This window comes from Ruegeria jejuensis, assembly GCF_041537905.1.
Lineage (GTDB): Bacteria > Pseudomonadota > Alphaproteobacteria > Rhodobacterales > Rhodobacteraceae > Ruegeria_C.
Genome location: NZ_JBGRUO010000002.1, coordinates 153090 through 173193, shown reverse-complemented (window position 1 = coordinate 173193; position 20104 = coordinate 153090). Strand labels below are relative to the sequence as shown.

Annotated in this window: 21 protein-coding genes; 14 read left to right on the top strand and 7 right to left on the bottom strand. The window is 61.5% G+C overall.

From position 1 onward, the window contains the following. The first annotated feature begins 9 nt into the window (after window positions 1-9). Window positions 10-813 (top strand): SDR family NAD(P)-dependent oxidoreductase, encoded by an 804-nt coding sequence (locus AB1E34_RS03385; RefSeq protein ID WP_372570929.1) that lies wholly within the window; start codon window positions 10-12, stop codon window positions 811-813. Window positions 814-834: 21 nt separating this feature from the next. Beyond that, window positions 835-1728 carry an oxygen-dependent coproporphyrinogen oxidase gene (gene hemF, locus AB1E34_RS03380; protein ID WP_372570928.1) on the top strand — a complete coding sequence of 298 codons (894 nt, stop codon included), beginning with the start codon at window positions 835-837 and terminating at the stop codon, window positions 1726-1728. On the opposite strand, the gene AB1E34_RS03375 is transcribed toward hemF, so the two are convergent. Further along, the gene (locus tag AB1E34_RS03375; protein ID WP_372570927.1) at window positions 1725-2669 is read right to left on the bottom strand and encodes a fatty acid desaturase family protein; all 945 of its coding nucleotides are present in this window, start codon (window positions 2667-2669) and stop codon (window positions 1725-1727) included. The two genes, hemF and AB1E34_RS03375, sit on opposite strands and share 4 nt — an antisense overlap. A 65-nt stretch (window positions 2670-2734) precedes the next feature. After that, window positions 2735-3694: a hydroxymethylbilane synthase gene (hemC, locus tag AB1E34_RS03370; protein ID WP_372570926.1), complete on the bottom strand. Its 960-nt coding sequence runs from the start codon at window positions 3692-3694 to the stop codon at window positions 2735-2737. Window positions 3695-3799: 105 nt separating this feature from the next. On the opposite strand from hemC, the gene hemE reads away from it, so the two are divergent. Next, window positions 3800-4834, top strand: a complete 1035-nt coding sequence (gene hemE, locus AB1E34_RS03365) for a uroporphyrinogen decarboxylase (protein ID WP_372570925.1) — start codon at window positions 3800-3802, stop codon at window positions 4832-4834. Between the two features lie 6 nt (window positions 4835-4840). Here the strand turns inward: hemE and AB1E34_RS03360 are convergent, their stop codons facing one another. Together AB1E34_RS03360 and AB1E34_RS03355 are read right to left on the bottom strand one after the other, a co-directional pair. Then, the gene (locus AB1E34_RS03360) at window positions 4841-5929 is read right to left on the bottom strand and encodes a CaiB/BaiF CoA transferase family protein (protein ID WP_372570924.1); all 1089 of its coding nucleotides are present in this window, start codon (window positions 5927-5929) and stop codon (window positions 4841-4843) included. 23 nt (window positions 5930-5952) lie between these two features. Beyond that, the gene (locus AB1E34_RS03355; RefSeq protein WP_372570923.1) at window positions 5953-6933 is read right to left on the bottom strand and encodes a DMT family transporter; all 981 of its coding nucleotides are present in this window, start codon (window positions 6931-6933) and stop codon (window positions 5953-5955) included. A 204-nt stretch (window positions 6934-7137) separates the two neighbouring features. Between AB1E34_RS03355 and AB1E34_RS03350 the strand changes: the two genes are divergently transcribed. The 9 genes from AB1E34_RS03350 to AB1E34_RS03310 all read left to right on the top strand — a co-directional run bounded on the left by AB1E34_RS03350 (window position 7138) and on the right by AB1E34_RS03310 (window position 15247). Continuing rightward, on the top strand, window positions 7138-8067 hold the full coding sequence (locus tag AB1E34_RS03350) for an ABC transporter ATP-binding protein (protein WP_372570922.1): 930 nt from the start codon (window positions 7138-7140) through the stop codon (window positions 8065-8067). Next, a complete protein-coding gene (locus tag AB1E34_RS03345) occupies window positions 8064-8825 on the top strand; it encodes an ABC transporter permease (protein ID WP_372570921.1) in 762 nt (253 codons plus the stop codon). Before AB1E34_RS03350 ends, AB1E34_RS03345 begins: the two co-directional genes overlap by 4 nt. Before the next feature lie 107 nt (window positions 8826-8932). Further along, the gene (locus AB1E34_RS03340; RefSeq protein WP_372570920.1) at window positions 8933-9730 is read left to right on the top strand and encodes a S49 family peptidase; all 798 of its coding nucleotides are present in this window, start codon (window positions 8933-8935) and stop codon (window positions 9728-9730) included. A 168-nt stretch (window positions 9731-9898) separates the two neighbouring features. Beyond that, the gene (locus tag AB1E34_RS03335) at window positions 9899-10849 is read left to right on the top strand and encodes a calcium/sodium antiporter (protein WP_372570919.1); all 951 of its coding nucleotides are present in this window, start codon (window positions 9899-9901) and stop codon (window positions 10847-10849) included. A gap of 22 nt (window positions 10850-10871) precedes the next feature. Beyond that, window positions 10872-11651 (top strand): SDR family oxidoreductase, encoded by a 780-nt coding sequence (locus AB1E34_RS03330; protein WP_372570918.1) that lies wholly within the window; start codon window positions 10872-10874, stop codon window positions 11649-11651. A gap of 290 nt (window positions 11652-11941) precedes the next feature. Next, window positions 11942-13816, top strand: a complete 1875-nt coding sequence (gene uvrC / locus AB1E34_RS03325) for an excinuclease ABC subunit UvrC (RefSeq protein WP_372570917.1) — start codon at window positions 11942-11944, stop codon at window positions 13814-13816. A gap of 66 nt (window positions 13817-13882) precedes the next feature. Further along, complete coding sequence (pgsA, locus tag AB1E34_RS03320; protein WP_372570916.1) at window positions 13883-14554, top strand: CDP-diacylglycerol--glycerol-3-phosphate 3-phosphatidyltransferase; 672 nt, start codon at window positions 13883-13885, stop codon at window positions 14552-14554. Next, on the top strand, window positions 14554-14799 hold the full coding sequence (gene moaD / locus AB1E34_RS03315; RefSeq protein ID WP_372570915.1) for a molybdopterin converting factor subunit 1: 246 nt from the start codon (window positions 14554-14556) through the stop codon (window positions 14797-14799). The genes pgsA and moaD overlap by 1 nt, the downstream gene beginning before the upstream one ends. Before the next feature lie 4 nt (window positions 14800-14803). Next, the gene (locus AB1E34_RS03310; protein WP_372570914.1) at window positions 14804-15247 is read left to right on the top strand and encodes a molybdenum cofactor biosynthesis protein MoaE; all 444 of its coding nucleotides are present in this window, start codon (window positions 14804-14806) and stop codon (window positions 15245-15247) included. Here AB1E34_RS03310 and AB1E34_RS03305 read toward each other — a convergent pair whose 3' ends face one another. The 3 genes from AB1E34_RS03305 to ubiA all read right to left on the bottom strand — a co-directional run bounded on the left by AB1E34_RS03305 (window position 15248) and on the right by ubiA (window position 18497). Then, complete coding sequence (locus tag AB1E34_RS03305) at window positions 15248-15568, bottom strand: hypothetical protein (RefSeq protein ID WP_306196797.1); 321 nt, start codon at window positions 15566-15568, stop codon at window positions 15248-15250. After that, entirely contained in the window at window positions 15569-17470 is a 1902-nt protein-coding gene (locus AB1E34_RS03300; protein WP_372570913.1) for an OmpA family protein, read from the bottom strand. Window positions 17471-17534: 64 nt separating this feature from the next. Next, window positions 17535-18497 carry a 4-hydroxybenzoate octaprenyltransferase gene (gene ubiA / locus AB1E34_RS03295; RefSeq protein ID WP_372570912.1) on the bottom strand — a complete coding sequence of 321 codons (963 nt, stop codon included), beginning with the start codon at window positions 18495-18497 and terminating at the stop codon, window positions 17535-17537. A gap of 12 nt (window positions 18498-18509) precedes the next feature. On the opposite strand from ubiA, the gene AB1E34_RS03290 reads away from it, so the two are divergent. Together AB1E34_RS03290 and AB1E34_RS03285 are read left to right on the top strand one after the other, a co-directional pair. After that, on the top strand, window positions 18510-19229 hold the full coding sequence (locus tag AB1E34_RS03290) for a 16S rRNA (uracil(1498)-N(3))-methyltransferase (protein WP_372570911.1): 720 nt from the start codon (window positions 18510-18512) through the stop codon (window positions 19227-19229). After that, window positions 19230-20060, top strand: coding sequence for a GNAT family N-acetyltransferase (locus AB1E34_RS03285; protein WP_372570910.1), 831 nt, complete (start codon window positions 19230-19232; stop codon window positions 20058-20060). The last annotated feature ends 44 nt before the right edge of the window (window positions 20061-20104 follow it).

The window sequence follows — 20104 nt, the reverse complement described above, 5'->3', positions numbered from 1 at the left end:
GAGAAACAGATGTCCTATTCCATTGCCGGAAAGACCGCCATCGTCACCGGTGGCGCCGCTGGTATCGGCCTCGCCATTGGCCGTCATTTCGCCGACAAGGGCGCCAATGTCGTGTTTGCCGACATGGATGAAAAGCGCCTCGCCTCGGAACTGGGCGAGAATGGCGAGACCGAGAATATCCGCTACTTTGCAGGCGATCTGCGCGAGAGGTTGACGCTGGCCAATCTGTTGTCGGCCTCGCTGGATGCGTTCGATCAGATCGACATTCTGGTGAACGGCGCGCGCCAGGTGGTGCCGACCGATCCGCTGGACATGGACGACGATTCGACGCGCGCGCTGTTGAACCAGAACCTGATGCCCGCCCTGCGGCTGAGCCAGTTGGTGGCCAAGCGGATGATCAAGCAGGCGGGCGACAATGAAGACGGGCGCCAGGCGGGGGCGATCATCAACCTCTCGTCAGTCGCCGCGCGGCGCACCCATCCCAATTTGCTGGCCTATTCCGTCTCAACAGCGGCGCTCGATCAGATGACCCGCTCGCTCGCGGTAGCGCTGGCGCCACACCATATCCGCGTGAACTCGATTGCGCTGGGATCGATCATGAGCGCGTCTTTGCAGGCCGCTCTCAAGGACAATCGCGAATATCGCCGCGATATTGAGAACCATACGCCGCTGGGCCGGATCGCCGCAGCGACCGAGCTTGCCGAAGCGGCGCAGTTCCTGGCCTCCGAGGCGTCGGGTTTCATGACCGGGCAGATCATGACGCTGGACGGTGGACGCACCCTGCTGGATCCGGTCGAAGCCCCGGCCCACTGACATGTCAAAGAAGGACGACCAATGACCCAGGCGATGGAGGCCCAAAAGGTGCAGGCGGCCACATGGTTCCGCCAGTTGCGCGACCAGATCGTCGGCGCCTTCGAAACGCTGGAGGACAATCACGCCGAAGGGCCGCTCTCGGAAGCCGAGGCGGGCCGGTTTGAGGTGACAGAGACCAGGCGTTCCTCCGAGGACGGCTCGGATGCGGGTGGCGGGCTGATGTCGGTGATGCGCGGCGGGCATGTGTTCGAAAAGGTCGGCGTCAATGTGTCCGAGGTCTATGGTACCCTGTCGGAGCGGGCGCAGTCGGCCATGGCGGCGCGCAAGGGCCTGCCGGGGATGAGGGATGATCCGCGCTTCTGGGCCTCGGGGATTTCGCTTGTGGCGCATATGCAGAACCCGCACGTCCCTGCGGTGCACATGAACACGCGGATGTTCTGGATCCCGCATGCCTGGTGGTTCGGTGGCGGGTCCGACCTCAACCCCTGTATCGAATATGACGAAGATACCACCCATTTCCATGCCACCCAGAAGGCGCATCTGGACCCGCATGGGGCCGGGCATTATCCGCGCCTGAAAGACTGGGCGGATGAGTATTTCTATATCCCCCACCGCAAACGCGCGCGCGGTGTGGGCGGGATTTTCATGGATGATTACTGCACCGGTGACTGGGATGCGGATTTCGCCCTGACGCAGGATATCGGCCGCGCCTTCCTGCCCGCCTTTGTGCCTTTGGTGGAGAAACGGAGGGTGCAGCCCTGGTCGGAGGCTGACAAAGAGGTGCAGTATAGGCACCGGGGCCTCTATGCCGAATACAACCTCGTCTATGACCGGGGCACGAAATTTGGGCTGGAGACGGGCCACGACCCCGATGCGGTGCTGATGAGCCTGCCGCCGATCGCGAAATGGTACTAGGCTGAGCGCCACCCGGCCTCGCGCATCGCCGCCCCATAGCTGGGGGCCATGTTCATCTGCGTGCCGTAACCTTTGGCCAGCAGCAGCTTGTGCAGCTTGGGCAGGTTGTAGCAGGGCACATGCATGATCATGTGGTGTTCAAGGTGATAGTTGACCCAGTAGGGCGCCACAAACAGCCGCGCCAATGGCCCGGCCAGCGTGGTGCGCACATTGCGGAAGGGGTCGTCGGATTGCTCGGTCGCGCCATGTTCAGCGATGTTGCGTACGCGCAGGACGAACTGGAACCAGGTCAGATAGGGCAGCAGCCAGAAGGCCAATCCCCACCACCAGTTGCCAACCAGCCCCATGACCAGCATCACCGCCAGAAAGACAGGCACGGTGACCCAGAAATGCAAGCTCTTGAAGCTTTGCGCAAAATCGGCCTCTGCCGCCTCGATCGCCTCATGATCCCCCGCCATGCGGAGCGCCATGGCGATCTGTCCCACAAGTTGCTTTACCCCGGTCTGCCCGGTCAGGTCGCGGGTGAACTTGCGCCGCATCGAGGCATGAGAGGTCGGAAATTTCGACGAGAGCAGTAGGTCGGGGTCCTTGTCGGACTGGGTAAAGCGATGGTGGGTCAGGTGATAGCGCCGGTAGGCCCCGAGGTCAGCCAGAATGGGTCGCGCGCAGAGCCATGTGCCGACGATGTCGTTGAGGTGCTGACGCCGGAACAGCGCGTTATGCGCAGCTTCGTGCATCAGGATCGCCAGCCCCAACTGCCGCGATCCGATGATCATCACCGCAAGAAGGAAGGTCAGTGGATTGGGCCAGAGCCCGAACAAAGCAACTGCAAGCGCGATGGTGCCCCAGCAATGCAGGACCAGCCAGGCGCCTTTGATATCCGACCGCTCGGCGAGCGGGCGGATTTCGTCAGATGTCAGATAGGTCTTTCCCGGAGTCATGGCGGGCCACCTCCCTGAGAGAAGTGTCCCAGACAGGACGGTCCTCTGTCAAACAGGCCGTGGCGTCAGTCGCGCCACTCGAAAAAGCCGGAGCCCGCTTGTTTCAGCATATCCGCCGCCATGTCGCGGCCCAGCTCTACCCCATCGGCAACGGGGCAGGTTCGCTCTTCGAACACGTCCTCGGAGCCGTCGGGACGCAGGACCTGACCGCGCAGGCGCAGCGTGTCGCCGTCGATCTCTGCCAACCCGGCAATCGGGGTTTCGCAGGACCCGTCGAGCGCTGCTAAAAAGGCGCGTTCGGCGGCCAGCCTGTGTTCCGTTTCGCCGTGATGGATGCGGGCCAGCAGATCGGCCGCGCGGTCGTCATTGCCGCGCCGTTCGATCCCGATGGCGCCTTGGGCGATGGCGGGCAACATGTCGTCGGGCGAGATGGGCGTCGCTGGCACCTCACTCATGTCCAGGCGGTTCAGTCCGGCCAATGCCAAAAAGGTACATTCCGCCACGCCTTCGGACAGTTTGCGCAGGCGGGTCTGCACATTGCCCCGGAACTCCACCACGTTGAGGTCGGGTCGCTTGTTCAGCAACTGGGCGCGGCGGCGCAGCGACGAGGTGCCGACAACGGCCCCCTCGGCCAGATCGTCCAGCGCGGTCAGGCCCGGAGAGATGAAGGCATCGCGCACATCTTCGCGCGGCAGGAACGTATCCAGCACCAGACCTTCGGGCTGTGCGACCGGCATATCCTTTGTCGAATGTACCGCAATGTCGATATCGCCACGCAGCATCGCCTCTTCGATCTCTTTGGTGAACAGGCCCTTGTTGCCGATCTCTTTCAGCGGGCGGTCCGCGTCGATCAGCTTGCGATTGTCGCCGCTGGTCATGATCACGGTGATCTCGAACGCATCATGCGGCAACTCATGCGCCTTGGCGAGGCGATCGCGGGTTTCATAGGCTTGCGCAAGCGCAAGCGGCGAGCCGCGCGTGCCGATTTTCAACGGGTCGGACGGAGAGGGCAGGGCATGTGTCATGACGCACAGCTTTAGTCGCGTCACTTTGCCCTGACAACGGGGGAATGCTTGACAAATTGCCGCTCAGCATAGACCGGTGTGGCGCAATCAGAATTGGGGGCAGGCATGGCCGAGACAAAAACGATACTGCGCGCCTTGGCGGGTGAGGTTCAGAACGTGCCGCCGATCTGGATGATGAGGCAGGCCGGTCGCTACCTGCCCGAATACCGCGCCACCCGCGCACAGGCCGGGGATTTCCTGTCGCTGTGCTATAATCCCGAACTGGCCGCCGAGGTCACGTTACAGCCGATCCAGCGCTACGGGTTTGATGCGGCGATCCTGTTTGCCGACATTCTGCTGGTGCCGCAGGCGCTGGGTGCCGATCTGTGGTTCGTGACGGGCGAGGGGCCGCGGCTGTCGACCATCACCACGCAAGCAGATTTTGATGCGCTCAAACCGGCGATGGATATTCACGAGACTCTGGCGCCGATCTACGAAACTGTTCGCATCCTGTCGCGCGAATTGCCGTCCGAGACCACACTGATCGGCTTCGCAGGCGCGCCTTGGACCGTGGCGACCTATATGATCGCCGGTCGCGGGACGCCCGATCAGGGCCCGGCCCATGCGCTGCGGCTGGAGAACCCTGCGCTGTTTGATGCGCTGATCAGCCGGATCACCGCGGCGACCATCGACTATCTCTCGATGCAGATCGAGGCCGGGGCCGAGGTGGTGAAGATCTTTGATAGCTGGGCCGGGTCACTGCCCGATGATGCGTTCAAGAAATACGCCGTCGAGCCGACCCGCGCGATCACCCGCGCACTGAAAGAGCGGCATCCGGGTATTCCGGTCATGGGCTTCCCGCGCGAAGCGGGCGAACATTACGTGGGCTTCGCCCGTGAAACCGGCGTTGACTGTGTTGCTCTGGACAATTCCGCCGATCCGGACTGGGCGGCGCGCCATGTGCAGGTCGATGGCTGCGTGCAGGGCAATCTGGCCTCGCGCCATATGGTGACCGGTGGACAGGCGCTGGTGGATGAAACCCGCCAGATCGTGCAGGCGTTTTCCAAGGGGCCGCATATCTTCAATCTGGGCCACGGCATCACGCCGGATGCCGATCCCGAGAACGTGCAACTGATGATCGACACGGTGCGCGGCGGCTAAAGCGCCTCAGGGCTTGGCGGGGAATTCGGCGCGAATCTCGTCGCTATGCGCGCCGCGTTGCGGGGCCGGTTTGGGCGAGGTCTTCTGGCCAACAAAACGCGGCGCGGGTGCGGCCTGCAGGGTGCCGTCGATCTCCTGCCAGGTGTGGCGATGCTTGTTTGCGGGGTGGGAGATGGCCTCATCCGGACTCAGAACCGGCGCAACGCAGGCATCGCTTCCGGCAAACAGATCAGCCCAATGAGCGCGGGGCTGCTGGTCAAAGATCGCCCCCAGCCGTTCGGTTAGGAGGGGCCAAAGGGTGCGGTCGAATTGCCGGGCAAAATCCGGGTCCTCGGCCAGATTTAGATGGGCTAGGAATTGCCTGTAGAATTTCGGCTCAAGACATTGCACTGAGATATAACCGCCATCACGGCAGCGATATGTCCGGCTCCAATGCGGGCCGTCCAGCAGGCTTTCGCCGCGCGTCTGAGACAGGTTTCCCGATTGCCGCAGGCTCATCAGCAGGTTCATCATATGGGCCGAGCCGTCATAGATCGCGGCATCGACCACCGTGCCGCTGCCACTTACCCGTGCCTTCAGCAGCCCGGCCAGCAGTCCCGCCACCAGATACATCGCGCCCCCACCGATATCGCCCACCAACGTGGCTGGCGTGAGCGGCGCATCCCCCGGTGCGGAGGCATACCAGAGAGCACCCGAGAGCCCGATATAGTTCAGGTCATGCCCGGCGGCAGCGGCCAGCGGTCCATCCTGCCCCCAGCCGGTCATGCGACCATAGACAAGCGCCGGATTGCGCGCTTGGCAGGTCTCAGGCCCAAGCCCCAGTTTTTCCATCACGCCCGGACGTAACCCTTCGATCAACGCGTCAGAACCGGCGATGATGCGCAGAGCGGCCTCGCGGTCGTCGGGGTCCTTGAGGTCCAGTTCAATCGAGCGTTTGCCGCGATCCAGCAGCGATCTGTCCGGCTGGCCCGGATTGGGCGGGCCGCCCTTGCGGTGAATGACAATCACATCGGCTCCCAAATCGGCCAGCGTCATGGCCGCGAAGGGGGCGGGGCCGAGCCCTTCGAATTCCACGATGCGTATCCCGTCCAGCATTGGCGCCCTCTGTTCCTTTGGGCCTACCGTGGAACATTGATACGCCGCCGCGCAAGCCTGCGTGATTTCTGTTGTTCGCGCAGGAACACGAACATGCCTGCGCCCATGATCAGGACCATGCCGACCCAGACCTCAAGATCGGGCAGCTCCGACCAGATCAGCCAACCCCAGAACACTGCCATCGGCAGCCCCACATATTCAAAGGGCGAGACGGTCGCGGCATCGGCAAGCCGGTAGGCCTGGCTGAGCGCATATCCGATCACCGCAACATTCATGCCAAGCAGCAGCAGATAGATCCAATCGCCGTCATTGGGCCAAACCCAGGCCCGGAACAGGAAAAGCAGGCTGGGATCGTCGATACCCTCGGCAAAGCGCCCGTCACCCGCGATCATGTAGAAACCCAGGCAAACGAGGATGAAGACCATCTGGATGTAAAAGGCCAGCGCCGATGCCTTGGTTGTCACGCCAAGCTTGCGCGTCATCACCTGCAACAGCGCATAGGTCAGCGCCGCGACGAGGGGCAGCAGCAGTACCAGACGGTTGGCCACCAGCGCTTCACCGCTTTCCCACGGGCGCTGCATGATGAGGACGCCGACGAAACCGACCACAACAGCGCCGATGCGCAACGGCCCGACCTTTTCCCGCAGGATCGGGACCGACAGCAATGTGATGAAAAGCGGGGCCACAAAAAACATCGCAGTGACATCGGCCAGCGGCATCACCGCAAGTGCCAGAAAGAAGCTCATGTTTGAGGCCACCACAAGCAGCCCGCGCAGCAGATGCAGCAGCGGCTGCCGTGTCCTGAGAATGCCCAACCCGCCTTCATACTGCACCATCACCAGCGTGAACATGATCCCGATCGAGGCGCGAAACATCACGATCTGATGCAGCGGATAGGCGCCCGACAATTGCTTGATGATCATGTCGTTGATCGAAATGCAGATCATGCCGACAACAATGCAGGCGATACCGGCGGCGGGCCGGTTCTGGGCCAAGGTCTCCATGTGGTGCTCCTCCGGCGGGCCGTGAATTTGCGCGCCTGATGTCCTCAGGGGTATCAGAGAACGTCACCTTGTCCATAAGCATTGCGACGGGATGTGTCGCAACTCTGAAACCATCTGCGCAGTCCTGCAGGGTTTTTTGTGCATTTGCGCTCTGTCGCAGCGATCCGTCGCGCGATAGGATCGCCAGCGAAACAGGGGCAGTACATGACCACAATTCTCTCGATCAAGGACCTCAGGAAATCCTATGCGGACGGTTTTGAGGCCCTGAAAGGCGTTTCGCTGGACATCGAAGAGGGCGAGATACTCGCCCTGCTGGGGCCTAACGGGGCTGGCAAGACCACGCTGATCTCGACGATCTGCGGGATTACCATGCCGAGCTCGGGGCAAGTGATCGTTGGTGGCCACGACATTCTGAACGACTACCGTGCAGCGCGACGGATGATCGGCCTTGTACCTCAGGAAATCGCGCTGGAACCCTTCGAAAAGGTACAGAACACCGTTCGCCTGTCGCGCGGCCTGTTCGGGCTGGGGCGCGACGATGCCAAGATCGAGGATATTCTGCGCAAGCTATCACTTTGGGACAAACGTAAGAATGCGGTCAAGGAACTGTCGGGCGGCATGAAACGCCGGGTGCTGATCGCCAAGGCGCTGGCGCATGAGCCGCGTATCCTGTTTCTGGACGAACCCACAGCCGGGGTCGATGTGGAACTGCGCAAGGACATGTGGGAGATCGTGCGCGAGCTCAAGGAAAACGGTGTCACGATCATCCTGACCACGCATTACATCGAAGAGGCCGAGGCCATCGCCGACCGCGTCGGCGTTATCAATGGCGGCGAATTGCTGTTGGTTGAGGATAAAGAAAGCCTAATGGCGCAGATGGGCAGGAAGCACATCGAAGTGATGCTGACTGAGCCCGTCGACGCGATCCCTGAGGCGCTGGCGCACTATGATCTGACCCTGAACGGGGCGGGGAATGCGTTTGTCTATTCCTATGACATCCATGGCGAGCGCACCGGCATCACCTCGCTTTTGAATGATCTGGCCAAAGCCGGGCTGGTTCTGCGTGATGTGCAGACACGCCAAAGCAGCCTCGAAGAGATTTTCGTCAACCTCGTGTCAGGAGAACAGGCATGAACTGGGCCGCCGTCGCCGCAATCTACCGTTTCGAGATGGCGCGGTTTTTCCGCACGCTGGCGCAGAGCTTTTTCTCGCCGGTCCTGTCGACCTCGCTCTATTTCATCGTCTTCGGAACCGCCATCGGCAGCCGCATCGAGACAATCGAGGGCGTGTCCTATGGCGCGTTCATTGTGCCGGGGCTGGTTATGCTGTCGGTGGTGACGCTGTCGATCTCGAACGCGTCCTTCGGCATCTACTTTCCGAAATTTCTGGGCACGATCTATGAGGTTCTGTCCGCGCCGATCAATTTTCTCGAAATTGTGATCGGGTATGTCGGTGCCGCCGCAACCAAGGCGCTGTTCGTGGGTCTCGTGATTCTGGTGACTGCCACGTTCTTTGTCGATATCCGGGTTGAGCATCCCATCGCTATGGCGGCGTTTCTGATCCTGACCTGTCTCAGCTTTGCGTTGCTGGGGTTCATCATCGGCATCTGGGCCAGTAATTTCGAACAGATGTCGCTGATCCCGCAACTGGTGATCACGCCGCTGATCTTTCTGGGCGGGACGTTCTATTCGATCACCATGCTGCCGCCGGTCTGGCAGACCATCACCTTGTTCAATCCGGTGGTCTATCTGGTCTCGGGGTTCCGATGGTCGTTTTACGGTCTTGCGGACGTGCCGATTTTTTTCAGCCTGCTGGCAATCGGCGCCTTCACGGGTATTTGCCTTGCTATCATCTGGTGGATATTCAAGACTGGCTGGCGCATCCGCAGTTAGGAACACGTTGCAAATATGCCCGCCCGGCCCGTGAAACGCGCCCTTGCACCATTTCTCTGCGGCAGCGTGCCTTGTCTGCGACGAGACGGCATTCTACATGGGCATTCATGAAACTGCGCCTGCCTTTCCTTAACAACCCGCCTCTTGTCGCCGTGGTCCGCCTGTCGGGCGCCATCGGGATGAGCGGTCGCGGCTCTCTCAATGACGTCACGCTGGCCCCGATGCTGGAACGCGCCTTCCGGCGCGGCAAGCCTGCTGCCGTGGCACTTCAGATCAATTCGCCGGGCGGCTCGCCTGTGCAAAGCTCGCTGATCGGATCGCGCATTCGCCGCCTGTCCGAAGAGCTGAGCGTGCCGGTCTATGCCTTTGTCGAGGATGTGGCCGCATCCGGCGGTTATTGGCTGGCTTCGGCGGCGGATGAGATATGGGCCGATGAAAGCTCGGTCGTGGGGTCTATCGGCGTGATCTCGTCCGGGTTCGGCGCACATATCTTTCTGGCGCGGCAAGGGTTCGAACGTCGTGTCCACACGGCGGGCCGGTCGAAATCCATGCTCGACCCTTTTGCGCCTGAGAAGGAAGAGGATGTCTCGCGCCTCAAGGTATTGCTGGCGGAGATGCACCAGACCTTTATCAATCAGGTCAAGACCCGGCGAGGCGACAAGCTGAACGACAATGGTGATCTGTTCACCGGAGAGTTCTGGCTGGCGCGGCGCGCGCAGGAACTGGGCTTGATCGACGGGATCGGCCATCTCAAGCCCAAAATGCAGGAGCGGTTCGGGGACAAGGTGCAGTTCCGCCGCTATGGCCTCAAGAAACCGCTCTTCTTGCGTCTGGGCACACAGGTCGCACAAGACGCTGTCGCCGGGCTGGAGGAGCGGGCCGCCTACGCGCGCTTTGGTCTCTGACGTGATCCTGAAAGTTGTCCTTCTTTTCCTCATAGGCATGGCGGTTCTGGCAATGTTCGGCAAATTGCGATTTCCGGGGCAGTCCGCTTTGCGCTCCGCCCGCTGCACCGGCTGCGGGCGGTTTCGCATCGGTAAGGGTCCCTGTCGCTGCGGACAGGGGGGGCGTTCATGACGGCCTGGCTGTTATCCGGCCTCGGCCTTGTCATCCTGCTGCTCGCGGGTGACGCGCTGGTGCGCGGCGCGGTCAATCTGAGCTTGCGGCTGGGCGTGCCCGCCCTGATCGTCAGCCTGACCATTGTCGCCTTCGGCACCTCTGCACCCGAATTGCTGATCGCGATCAAGGCGGTCGAAGAACACGCGCCGGGCATCGCGCTGGGCAACGTTGTCGGCTCGAACACGGCCAATATCTTACTTGTACTGGGCCTGCCTGCGTTGCTGGCCACCCTGCACACCAGCGAATGCAACAGCCGCAAGACTTATGTCTTCATGCTGCTCGCATCGGTATTGTTCATCGGGCTGGCCTTTCTGGGCACATTCACCTTCTGGAGCGGGGCGATCCTGTTGGCCGTTCTGGCCCTTGTGCTGGCGGACGCCTTTCGTGATGCCAAGGCACATCGGCGGGCCTGCAATGACGTCGATGAGATTGATGAGCTGGAAGAGGCCGATCCAGACATGCCGTTCTGGCGTATCGGTATCTATTTGATCCTGGGCCTGATCGGCTTGCCCATGGGGGCGCATCTGCTGGTTGAAAACGCCACGGTGATTGCCCGCACCTACCATGTCAGCGAAACGGTGATCGGCCTGACACTTGTTGCGATTGGCACCTCGCTGCCCGAACTTGCGACAACGATGATGGCCGCGCTGCGCCGGCAGGCGGATGTGGCTTTGGGCAATGTCATCGGCTCGAACATGTTCAATCTGCTGGCCATCATCGGCATCGCCACATGGTTCGGTCCGATTCCGGTCGATCCGGAATTCCTGGAGTTCGACCTCTGGGTGATGCTGGGCGCGTCGGTCCTGCTGTTCCCGTTCGTGTTCCTGAAAAAGGACATCACCCGGCCCTGGGGGGTGATCCTGACCACCCTCTATGTCGTATATATCGTGAGCGTGTTGCTGTAACCCGCTGGGGTGGAGGTTGGGCATGACCCGGGCATTGGTCACTGGTGCAGGTATTCGGCTTGGCCGCGAGATGGCGATATATCTTGCAGAACGCGGCTTTGATGTGGCGGTGCATTACGCGACCTCTGAAGGCCCTGCGCGTGAGGCTGTCGACACCATTACATCACTGGGCCGCAGGGCGATTGCGTTGCAGGCTGATCTGCTGAACGAGACAGAGGTCGAGGCGCTGCTACCCCGCGCTGTTGACGCCCTTGGCGGCCCGATCACCTGCCTGGTGAACAATGCCTCGGTCTTTGAATATGACAATATCCGCTCGGCGTCCCGGCACAGCTGGGACCGGCATATGGAAAGCAATCTGCGCGCACCCTTCGTGCTGACACAGGCCATGGCGGCGCAGGGGTTTGCGGCAAGAACCGATCATAATGACGAACCGCAGGCCACCGGGCTGATCGTCAACATGATCGACATGCGGGTGCGCAAGCTTACGCCCGAATTCATGACCTACACGATCGCGAAGTCCGGGTTATGGACCCTGACCCAGACCGCGGCGCAGGCGCTGGCCCCCGCGATCCGGGTCAATGCGATCGGACCGGGTCCGACTTTGCGCGGGCATCGGCAATCCGAAGAACACTTCGCCGCGCAGCGCGCCAACACGATCTCCGGGCGGGGTTCGAACCCGTCAGATATCACCGCCGCGCTTGGTTATCTGCTGGAGGCGCACGCCGTCACCGGACAGTTGATCTGTGTCGATGGCGGCCAGCATCTGGGATGGCAGACGCCGGATGTTTTGGGGGTTGAATAGGCCTTCGCGATGCAAGTTTTGCACCGCTCTCATTTCTGTTACTTAACCGTTACAGAAATGTCTTTATTTTCATATACTTGCTATGTGTCCAAAAATATTTCCTTTAAAAACAATGCATTGAATTGCCGCCTAATTTTTGTGCAAATCAGGGAAGCCCCCTGTTTTCAACGAATTTCTCTGGTTGGCCGGAAGATATACGCAAGGTTATCCACAGAAGTCGTGGATTTGTTTTCCCTTGAACTGGTGCCCACAAGATTGCAGCCCCCAGCCGAGAATCATATCTGTGGTCCATGAATGATGCGCCCGACAGAATCACTGATCCCGCTCCGGTGGGGTATTCCTGTATTCAGGCCTATCTGAAGACGCTTGACAGCTCGCCCGGCGTCTACCGGATGCTGGATGCGCAGGCGCGGGTTCTCTATGTCGGCAAGGCGCGCAATCTGCGGGCGCGGGTGTCGAATTATTCCCGCCCGGGCCACTCACCGCGGATCGAGCGGATGATCCGCGAAACCGCCTCGATGATGTTCCTGACCACGCGGACCGAGACAGAAGCGTTGTTGCTGGAACAGAACCTGATCAAGCAGCTGAAACCAAAATACAACGTGCTGCTGCGGGACGATAAGAGCTTTCCGAACATTCTGGTGTCCAAGCAGCATGGCTTTGCGCAGATCAAGAAACACCGGGGGGCAAAGAAAGAAAAAGGCACCTATTTTGGTCCCTTTGCCAGCGCCGGTGCGGTCAACCGAACGCTGAACCAGTTGCAAAAGGCGTTCCAACTGCGCAACTGCTCGGATTCCATGTTCGAAAGCCGGACGCGGCCCTGCCTGCTCTATCAGATCAAACGCTGTTCGGGGCCGTGCGTTGGCCTGATCTCGGAAGCGGAGTATGCCTCGCGCGTGAAGGATGCCGAACGGTTCCTGTCCGGCCGCTCCACCCGCGTGCAGGAGGAATTGGCCGAGCAGATGCAGGTCGCCTCGGACGCGATGGAGTTCGAACGCGCCGCCGGTTTGCGTGATCGGATCAAGGCGCTGACCAGCGTGCAGACCAGCCAGGGCATCAACCCGCGCGGGGTGACTGAGGCTGATGTCATCGCGCTGCATATGGATAGCGGTCAGGCCTGCGTGCAGGTGTTTTTCATCCGCGCCAACCAGAACTGGGGCAACCGCGATTTCTATCCCCGCGTCGGCGCGGATGTTTCGCCCGCCGAGGTGATGGAGGCGTTTCTGGGCCAGTTCTATGACAACAAGGAACCACCGCGTCAGCTGATCCTGTCCGACGGGATCGAAAATGCCGATCTGATGACTGAGGCGCTGACCGAGAAGGCCGGGCGCAAGGTCGAGATTCTGGTGCCACAGCGCGGGGAAAAGGCCGAACTGGTCTCGGGCGCGTTGCGCAATGCGCGCGAATCTCTGGGCCGACGCCTGTCGGAAAGCGCCACCCAGGCGAAACTGTTGCGCGGGTTGGCCGAGGCCTTTGATCTGGATGCGTCACCGGAACGGATCGAGGTCTATGACAACTCGCATATCCAGGGCACCAATGCGGTCGGCGCGATGATCGTGGCCGGACCCGACGGATTCATGAAAAACGCCTATCGCAAGTTCAACATTCGCGGTGACGATCTGACCCCCGGCGATGATTTCGGCATGATGAAAGAGGTGCTGAACCGCCGCTTCACCCGACTGCTGAAAGAAGACCCCGACCGGGAAAAGGGCCTCTGGCCTGATCTGTTGCTGATTGATGGCGGGGCCGGGCAGGTCAGCGCGGTGCAGGAGATCATGACCGCCCATGGCGTCGATGATGTCGCGATGGTGGGGGTCGCCAAAGGCGTCGACCGCGACCACGGCAAGGAAGAGTTCCACCGCACGGGGCAGCGCCCCTTTGCGCTGAAACGCAACGATCCGGTGCTGTATTTCGTACAACGTCTCAGGGACGAGGCGCACCGCTTTGCCATCGGCACCCACCGGGCCAAGCGTGCCAAGACGGTGGGGGCGACACCGCTGGATGAGATCGCGGGCGTCGGTGCCGCACGCAAGCGGGCGCTGCTGGCGCATTTCGGCAGCGCCAAGGCGGTCAGCCGCGCCAATCTCGCTGATCTCAAGGCGGTTGACGGCATCTCGGCGGGGTTGGCGCAAAAGGTCTATGACTTCTTTCATGACAAGGGCTGACTTTGCTGTGCGAGAATTATCGCGCCTCGTCTTTCAGTTCCCGCAAGGCCGCGATAAAGTCCGCTCATGAAATGGAACGTGCCGAACATATTGACCTTGCTGCGACTTATCGCGGCACCAGGTCTCGCCATCATGTTTTTGTATTTCACCCGACCCTATGCGGACTGGTTTGCATTGATCCTGTTTGTCTCGGCGGCGGTGACCGATTGGTTTGACGGCTATCTTGCGCGGGCCTGGAAACAGGAAACAAAGATCGGTGCCATGCTGGACCCGATCGCCGACAAGGCGATGGTGGTGATCGCGCTTATGATCCTTGTGGGCTATTCCACCGAACACTGGACGCCCTGGCTGGTCCTGCCAGCCACGGTCATTCTTTTTCGTGAGGTGTTTGTGTCAGGCCTGCGCGAATATCTGGGCGATACGGCGGGCACGCTCAAGGTGACCAAGCTTGCAAAATGGAAAACCACCGCGCAGATGATCGCGATTGCGGTCCTGTTCAGTCAGGGGATATTCGAACACCACCTGGGCATGTCAGCATGGGGTATGGATCAGGCCTTGTTCGAGCAAGTCCTCGCCGGCGATGTCAGCGATGAAGTCGGCTTGCGCTGGAAGAATGCTGCGGTCGTCTGGTCCGGTCGGGTCGGGCTTTGGCTGCTGTGGATCGCGGCGACACTGACATTGATCACCGGCTGGGATTACCTAAATAAAGCCATGCCGCATCTGAGGGAGACGCGATAATGGACGTGCTCTATTTTGCATGGGTCCGGGAGCGTATTGGCATCCCGAAGGAAAATGTTGAAACAGACGCCGCGACAGTGGCCGATCTGGTAAGCGAACTGGTTGCCCGGGAAGAGCGTTATGCTGCGGCCTTTGCCGATCTTTCCGCACTGCGCGTGGCGCTGGATCAGGAGCTCAGCGCTTTTGATGCGCCCCTGACCGGCGTGCGCGAGGTGGCGTTTTTCCCGCCCATGACAGGCGGATAGGCGCATGCGCGTCTCGGTTCAGCAAGAGCCATTTGATCTGGGCGCCGAGGCCAACCGCTTTGCGGCGGGTGATACCGGCAGCGGGGCCATCGTGACCTTTACCGGCGTGGTGCGTGATCTGGCGCAGGGCGATCTGGATGTGATGGAGATCGAGCATTATCCGGGCATGACCGAAAAGGCGATTGCCGCGATTGCCGAGGACGCCCGTCAGCGCTGGTCATTGGCGGATGTTCTGGTGATCCATCGCTATGGCCGATTGGCACCGGGCGACAGGATCATGATGGTCGCAACCGCCGCGCGCCACCGCAAGGATGCGTTCGATGCGGCGGAATTCCTGATGGATTACCTGAAATCCCGCGCGCCGTTCTGGAAGAAAGAGATTTCAGGCGAGGGCAGCGATTGGGTCGCCGCAAAGGATGAGGACGAGGCCGCGCTCGACCGCTGGTAGTCAGTTGACGCTGTTAAGCCTTGCGCGCAGTTCTTCCGCTTCCTGTCTTGCGTCGCGCAGCCCTTCCATCGCCGCGCGCAACTCGGCCTCGGTCTGAGTCAGTTGGTTGCTCAGTTCTGCCTCACGCTGCTGCAGATAGGTGATGGCCTGATCTCGGGTTTCCTCGGCCTCGTGCAGTTCCTGGCTCATCCGGTCCAGATCGGCGACGTCGCTTTGGCGGACACGGGTAAAGCGATGCACCAGCCAATTGGCGAACCAGCCCATGGCAAAGGCGACGAACAGGATGATCGCTGTGGTGATGATAAACTCGGTTCTGTTCATTTACTCGTCCTGTCCGCTTTCCGCGTCCTCTTCGACCGCCGCATCGGGCTGCTGCTCGACCGCTTCCAGCCCGGTCTGGGTCTCGGGGATCGGTTCAGGGCGGATCAGATGGAAATTGATGCGCCGGTTGGCTTCGCGGCCCTCTTCGGTCTTGTTGTCGGCGATGGGGTCGTTCTCGCCATACCCGACAGCGGTGAAACTTGAGGTCAGCACCCGGCGTGCGCGCAGTTCGTTCAGCACCGATTGCGCGCGGGCCTGGCTGAGCTGCTGGTTCATCTCTTCGCGGCCCTGACTGTCGGTATAGCCCTGAATCTCCATCCGGATGCCACCGCATTGATCCAACACATCGGCGATCCGGTTCATCGTATCCAGTGACTCTCCGGCAATGGTGGCTGAACCGGGCTCAAAGGTGATCTTCGACTCGCTCTGGATCTCAGCCACCCGGCTTTCGCACACGTCGGGATCGAGCGGTTTGTCGGCAGGTTCGGGCGGCTCTTCATAGATGATCGACAGGTCGAACCCCTGCGCCTCGCCCAGTTTTTCGGCCAGCATCCGCGCAGCTTCGGCGCTTGCATCCTCGCGATGGCTGATGCCTTGCAGCGTCACGTTCTCCGGGGTGACGGTCAGCACGCCATTGCGCAGCAGCGACAGGGTTTCCAGCCCGGTCAGCACCCGCACCGGCCATTCCGCAGGCAGGTCCGGCACGATCCGTGTGGCGGTGTGCACCACGTCCGAGCCAAAGGCGGCCTTGGCATAGCTGTCCACCATGCGGCGCATGTTCTCGTCCGTGAGGCGTCCGCGCAGTTGCACCAGACCCTCGGGGCTGAGCGTCGCGGTGAATTCCACCGGGCCGGCCGGGTCGGCCTCGACCGGTTCGGGCAGCACCGCGTGCAGGGCGAAGACCGCTGGCAGATCGGATTCAAGCTCACCAATGATCCGGTCAAAGTCGGATTGCGCGACCCCTTCGGCTGCGATCAGCGTGATATCCGCGTCCGAAATCGTGACCGAGCCCAGCCCCAGCGACCGCACCGCATCAATGCTCAGTTCAGCGGCATCGGCCCATTTTGGCGAGGGCACGCCAAGGCCGATCACACAGCTGTTTTCGCCCAGGATGCCCGCCCGCCGGGCCGCCGCCGCGATCCGATCCCGCGCTTGCGTTGTGTCCGCTGAACAGGCGTCGAACCGGGCGCCGTCCTCGTCGATCAGAAACCGCAAGGTGAAAGGGGTGATCACCGGACGCGGGGCGGAAATATCGAGCCGGATGCGCAGCCCGCTTGGTGCCACGCGGTTGAGCGTGTTTTCGATGCGGGTCTTGTCTTCTGGGCTGTCGGCAATCGCGGTGACGCTGACCAGGTCCGGCCCGAGCGAAATCTTCGATCGCGGCAACACGGACAGTGCCGTCGCCGCAAACTCTATCGCCTCGCCCCAGCCGTCGGGCTCGTCGTAATCGGCGGTTTCAAGCAGGTCGGTGACGGGACCTCTGTCGGAAATTCCGCGCAGTTGGTTTATCAGCCCTTCGCGATCCATGGACGAGGGCACCAGCCCGATGATCGAGATGCCGCTGTCATTCCTGAGAATCTCGGCCGAAAACCGTGGCGCACGCAGATTGGCGGTTGGAACAATCTCCATCTCGTCGATGACGCGCGAGGCATCGACCTCGTCCCCGACAACGGTCAGGGCGTTGAACCGCGTCGCCTCGTCGCTGGCGGTACCGGTCAGCACCACCCGAAGGCCGTCCGCCTCGACCTCGGCCCAGTCATGGCCACCAAGATCAAGCGCGCGGCGCACCGAGATTTCCGAAGCGTCCTCGACCGCCTGAACCGCGAAACTGGCAGCGATCATGCAAAGCCCGGCAGCCAGCGCAAAGGTCAGGGCAACGATGAACGTCTGAGAAATACGCATGGGCCGAGTCGGTTTGTCGTCCTTTGGGTCAGGATGTCTTACAAGGGTGTTTGCCGGGGTGCAATCAAACCAGCAGGGCCGCGCAGAAGAAGATCAGCGGGATCAGGCCGGTGTCGCGGTTGACCCTGAACAGCTGCAGCAGTTTCGCATTGTCCTCAATGTCGAGCCCGCGCAATTGCCAGGCCATATGCCAGCCCATCGCCCAGGGCCCGGCAAGCGCCAGGACCAGCACCATCAGCGGCGCGTCGGGCAGCGCGGCCTCGATCACGGCCCAACCCATCAGCGCCACGGTTGCGACCAGAAAATACTTCAGCCATTGCGCGGTATTCTGTCCGAACAGCCGCGCGGTCGATTTTATGCCGATCAGCTCATCGTCCTCGGTGTCCTGATGGGCGTAGATCGTGTCATAGAACAGCGTCCAGGCGATCCCGGCACCGTAGACGATGATCGCAGGCCATCCCAGCGATCCGCTATGCGCGGTCCAGGCCAGTAGTGCGCCCCAGTTGAAGGCAAGGCCCAGAAACACCTGCGGCCACCAGGTAAAGCGTTTGGCGTACGGATAGATCGCGACGGGCAGCAGGCTGAGAATACCCATCGCAATCGCGGCCCGGTTGAAGCTGAGCAGGATGAGCAGCGCCAGCAAGCATTGCAGGATCATCCAGACATAGGCGCCGGTCACCGTGACCTGACCTGACGGGATCGGGCGCGATCTTGTGCGTGCGACCTGAGCGTCAAACTCGCGGTCGGTGATGTCGTTCCAGGTGCAGCCCGCGCCGCGCATCAGCCAGGCGCCGATGGCGCAGCCTGCCGCGATCCACAGATCGCCCATGCCCGGATCGCCACCCGCCAATATGGCCAGCGCCAGACCCCACCAGCAGGGGATCAGCAAAAGCCACGTACCGATGGGCCTGTCCGCACGGCTGAGCCGCAGATAGGGGCGGGCAAAACCGGGGGCATAGCTGTCGACCCAATTGCCCGAAACCGAGTCAGAGACCTGACCGTCTGGTGTTGGCGCATCGCCTTGCATATGTAGGCTCTCATGAGTGCAAAGATCAGGCTGTATGTAGAACACCCGTTGGGGCTGGGGCAATCGGTTCCTTTGACGCGGGATCAGGCGCATTACCTGTTTGGGGTGATGCGGCTTGCGGTGGGCGCGTCTGTTGCCCTGTTCAACTCACGTGATGGCGAATGGCTGGCTGAGGTGGTCGAGGCGGGCAAGCGCGGCGGGTCTCTGACCTGTATCGAGCAGACGAAGCCGCTGCAGATGCCGCCCGACCTCTGGCTGCTCTTTGCGCCGATCAAGAAGGCGCGCACGGATTTCATCGTCGAAAAATCCGCCGAGATGGGTGTGCGGCGGATCATGCCGGTGCAGACCGCCTTCACCAATTCCGACCGCATCCGGCAGGACCGGTTGCAGGCCCATGCCGTCGAGGCGGCGGAACAATGCGGTGGCACTTTCGTGCCCGAAGTGGGTGCGTTGCAGAAGCTTGATCGCCTGCTTGCCGAGTGGCCCGAGGATCGCCAGTTAATGTTTTGCGACGAGGCTCTGGTGGGTGCCGGAGAGGCGTTGCGTGATGCGGGGCCGGGGCCATGGGCGATCTTGATCGGCCCAGAGGGCGGGTTTTCCGATGTGGAACGAGAACGGCTGACGCGGGCCGACTTCGCCCACGCGGTCAGCCTCGGGCCACGCATCCTGCGCGCCGACACGGCGGCGGTGGCGGCGATGACGGTCTGGCAGCAGGTGTTGGGAGATTGGTAGATGCGGCGCGCGACGCAAGCTGATGCCCCCGCGATTGACCGGTTCCTCGCGGCCCATATCGAGACGTCGATGTTTCCCCTCTCCAACCTGCGAACCCACGGCTTGGATGGATCGCATCCCCGCGCAATCTCGGTCTGGATCGACCTGGACACCGGCGGAATGCTTGCGGTCACGCGTGAGGGCATGATCCTGCCGCAACTGCCGGGTTTCAGGGAGTGGGCTCGGCTGAAACCCTTGCTGTTGGACCGGCCATTGATAGGCTGCCTTGGCGAAACCGATCAGGTCCGCGCGCTGCTGATGGCCTGCGGGTTGCAGGATCGGCAGATGAATATTGACAATGATGAACCGCTGATGCGAATGAACCTCAGCGATTTGGCAGAGCAGGAGGGCGTGGGTCGGCTCGTACCGCTTGCAGCCGCGCCACGAGAGATCATCGAAGGCTGGCGCGCGGCCTATCACCGGGAGGTTCTGGGCACCCCGGCCGATCAGGCTGAGGCGGTAGCGCGCCGCGATATCGAGAGTTACATCGGGGCGGATACCCATCGCGCTCTTTTTATCGAAGACGACCCGGTCGCCATGACCGGCTTCAATGCGATTTGTGGCGATGTGGTTCAGGTCGGAGGGGTCTTTACACCCAAGGACCTCAGACAACGTGGCTACGCGGGCCGGGCGCTTCACCTGCATCTGGCTGAGGCCGCTCGCGATGGCAAGATGCGCGCGATTCTCTTTGCGGCCTCCGAGGCGGCAGCGGGGGTCTACAAGCGCGCAGGTTTCAGGATCATCGGGTCTTATTCGATGTGTCTGTTCAGGGACCCCGAGCGGGTCGGCTGATCCCGCATCGCGATCACCTGGGGCTTGAAGATTTTACGGCACTG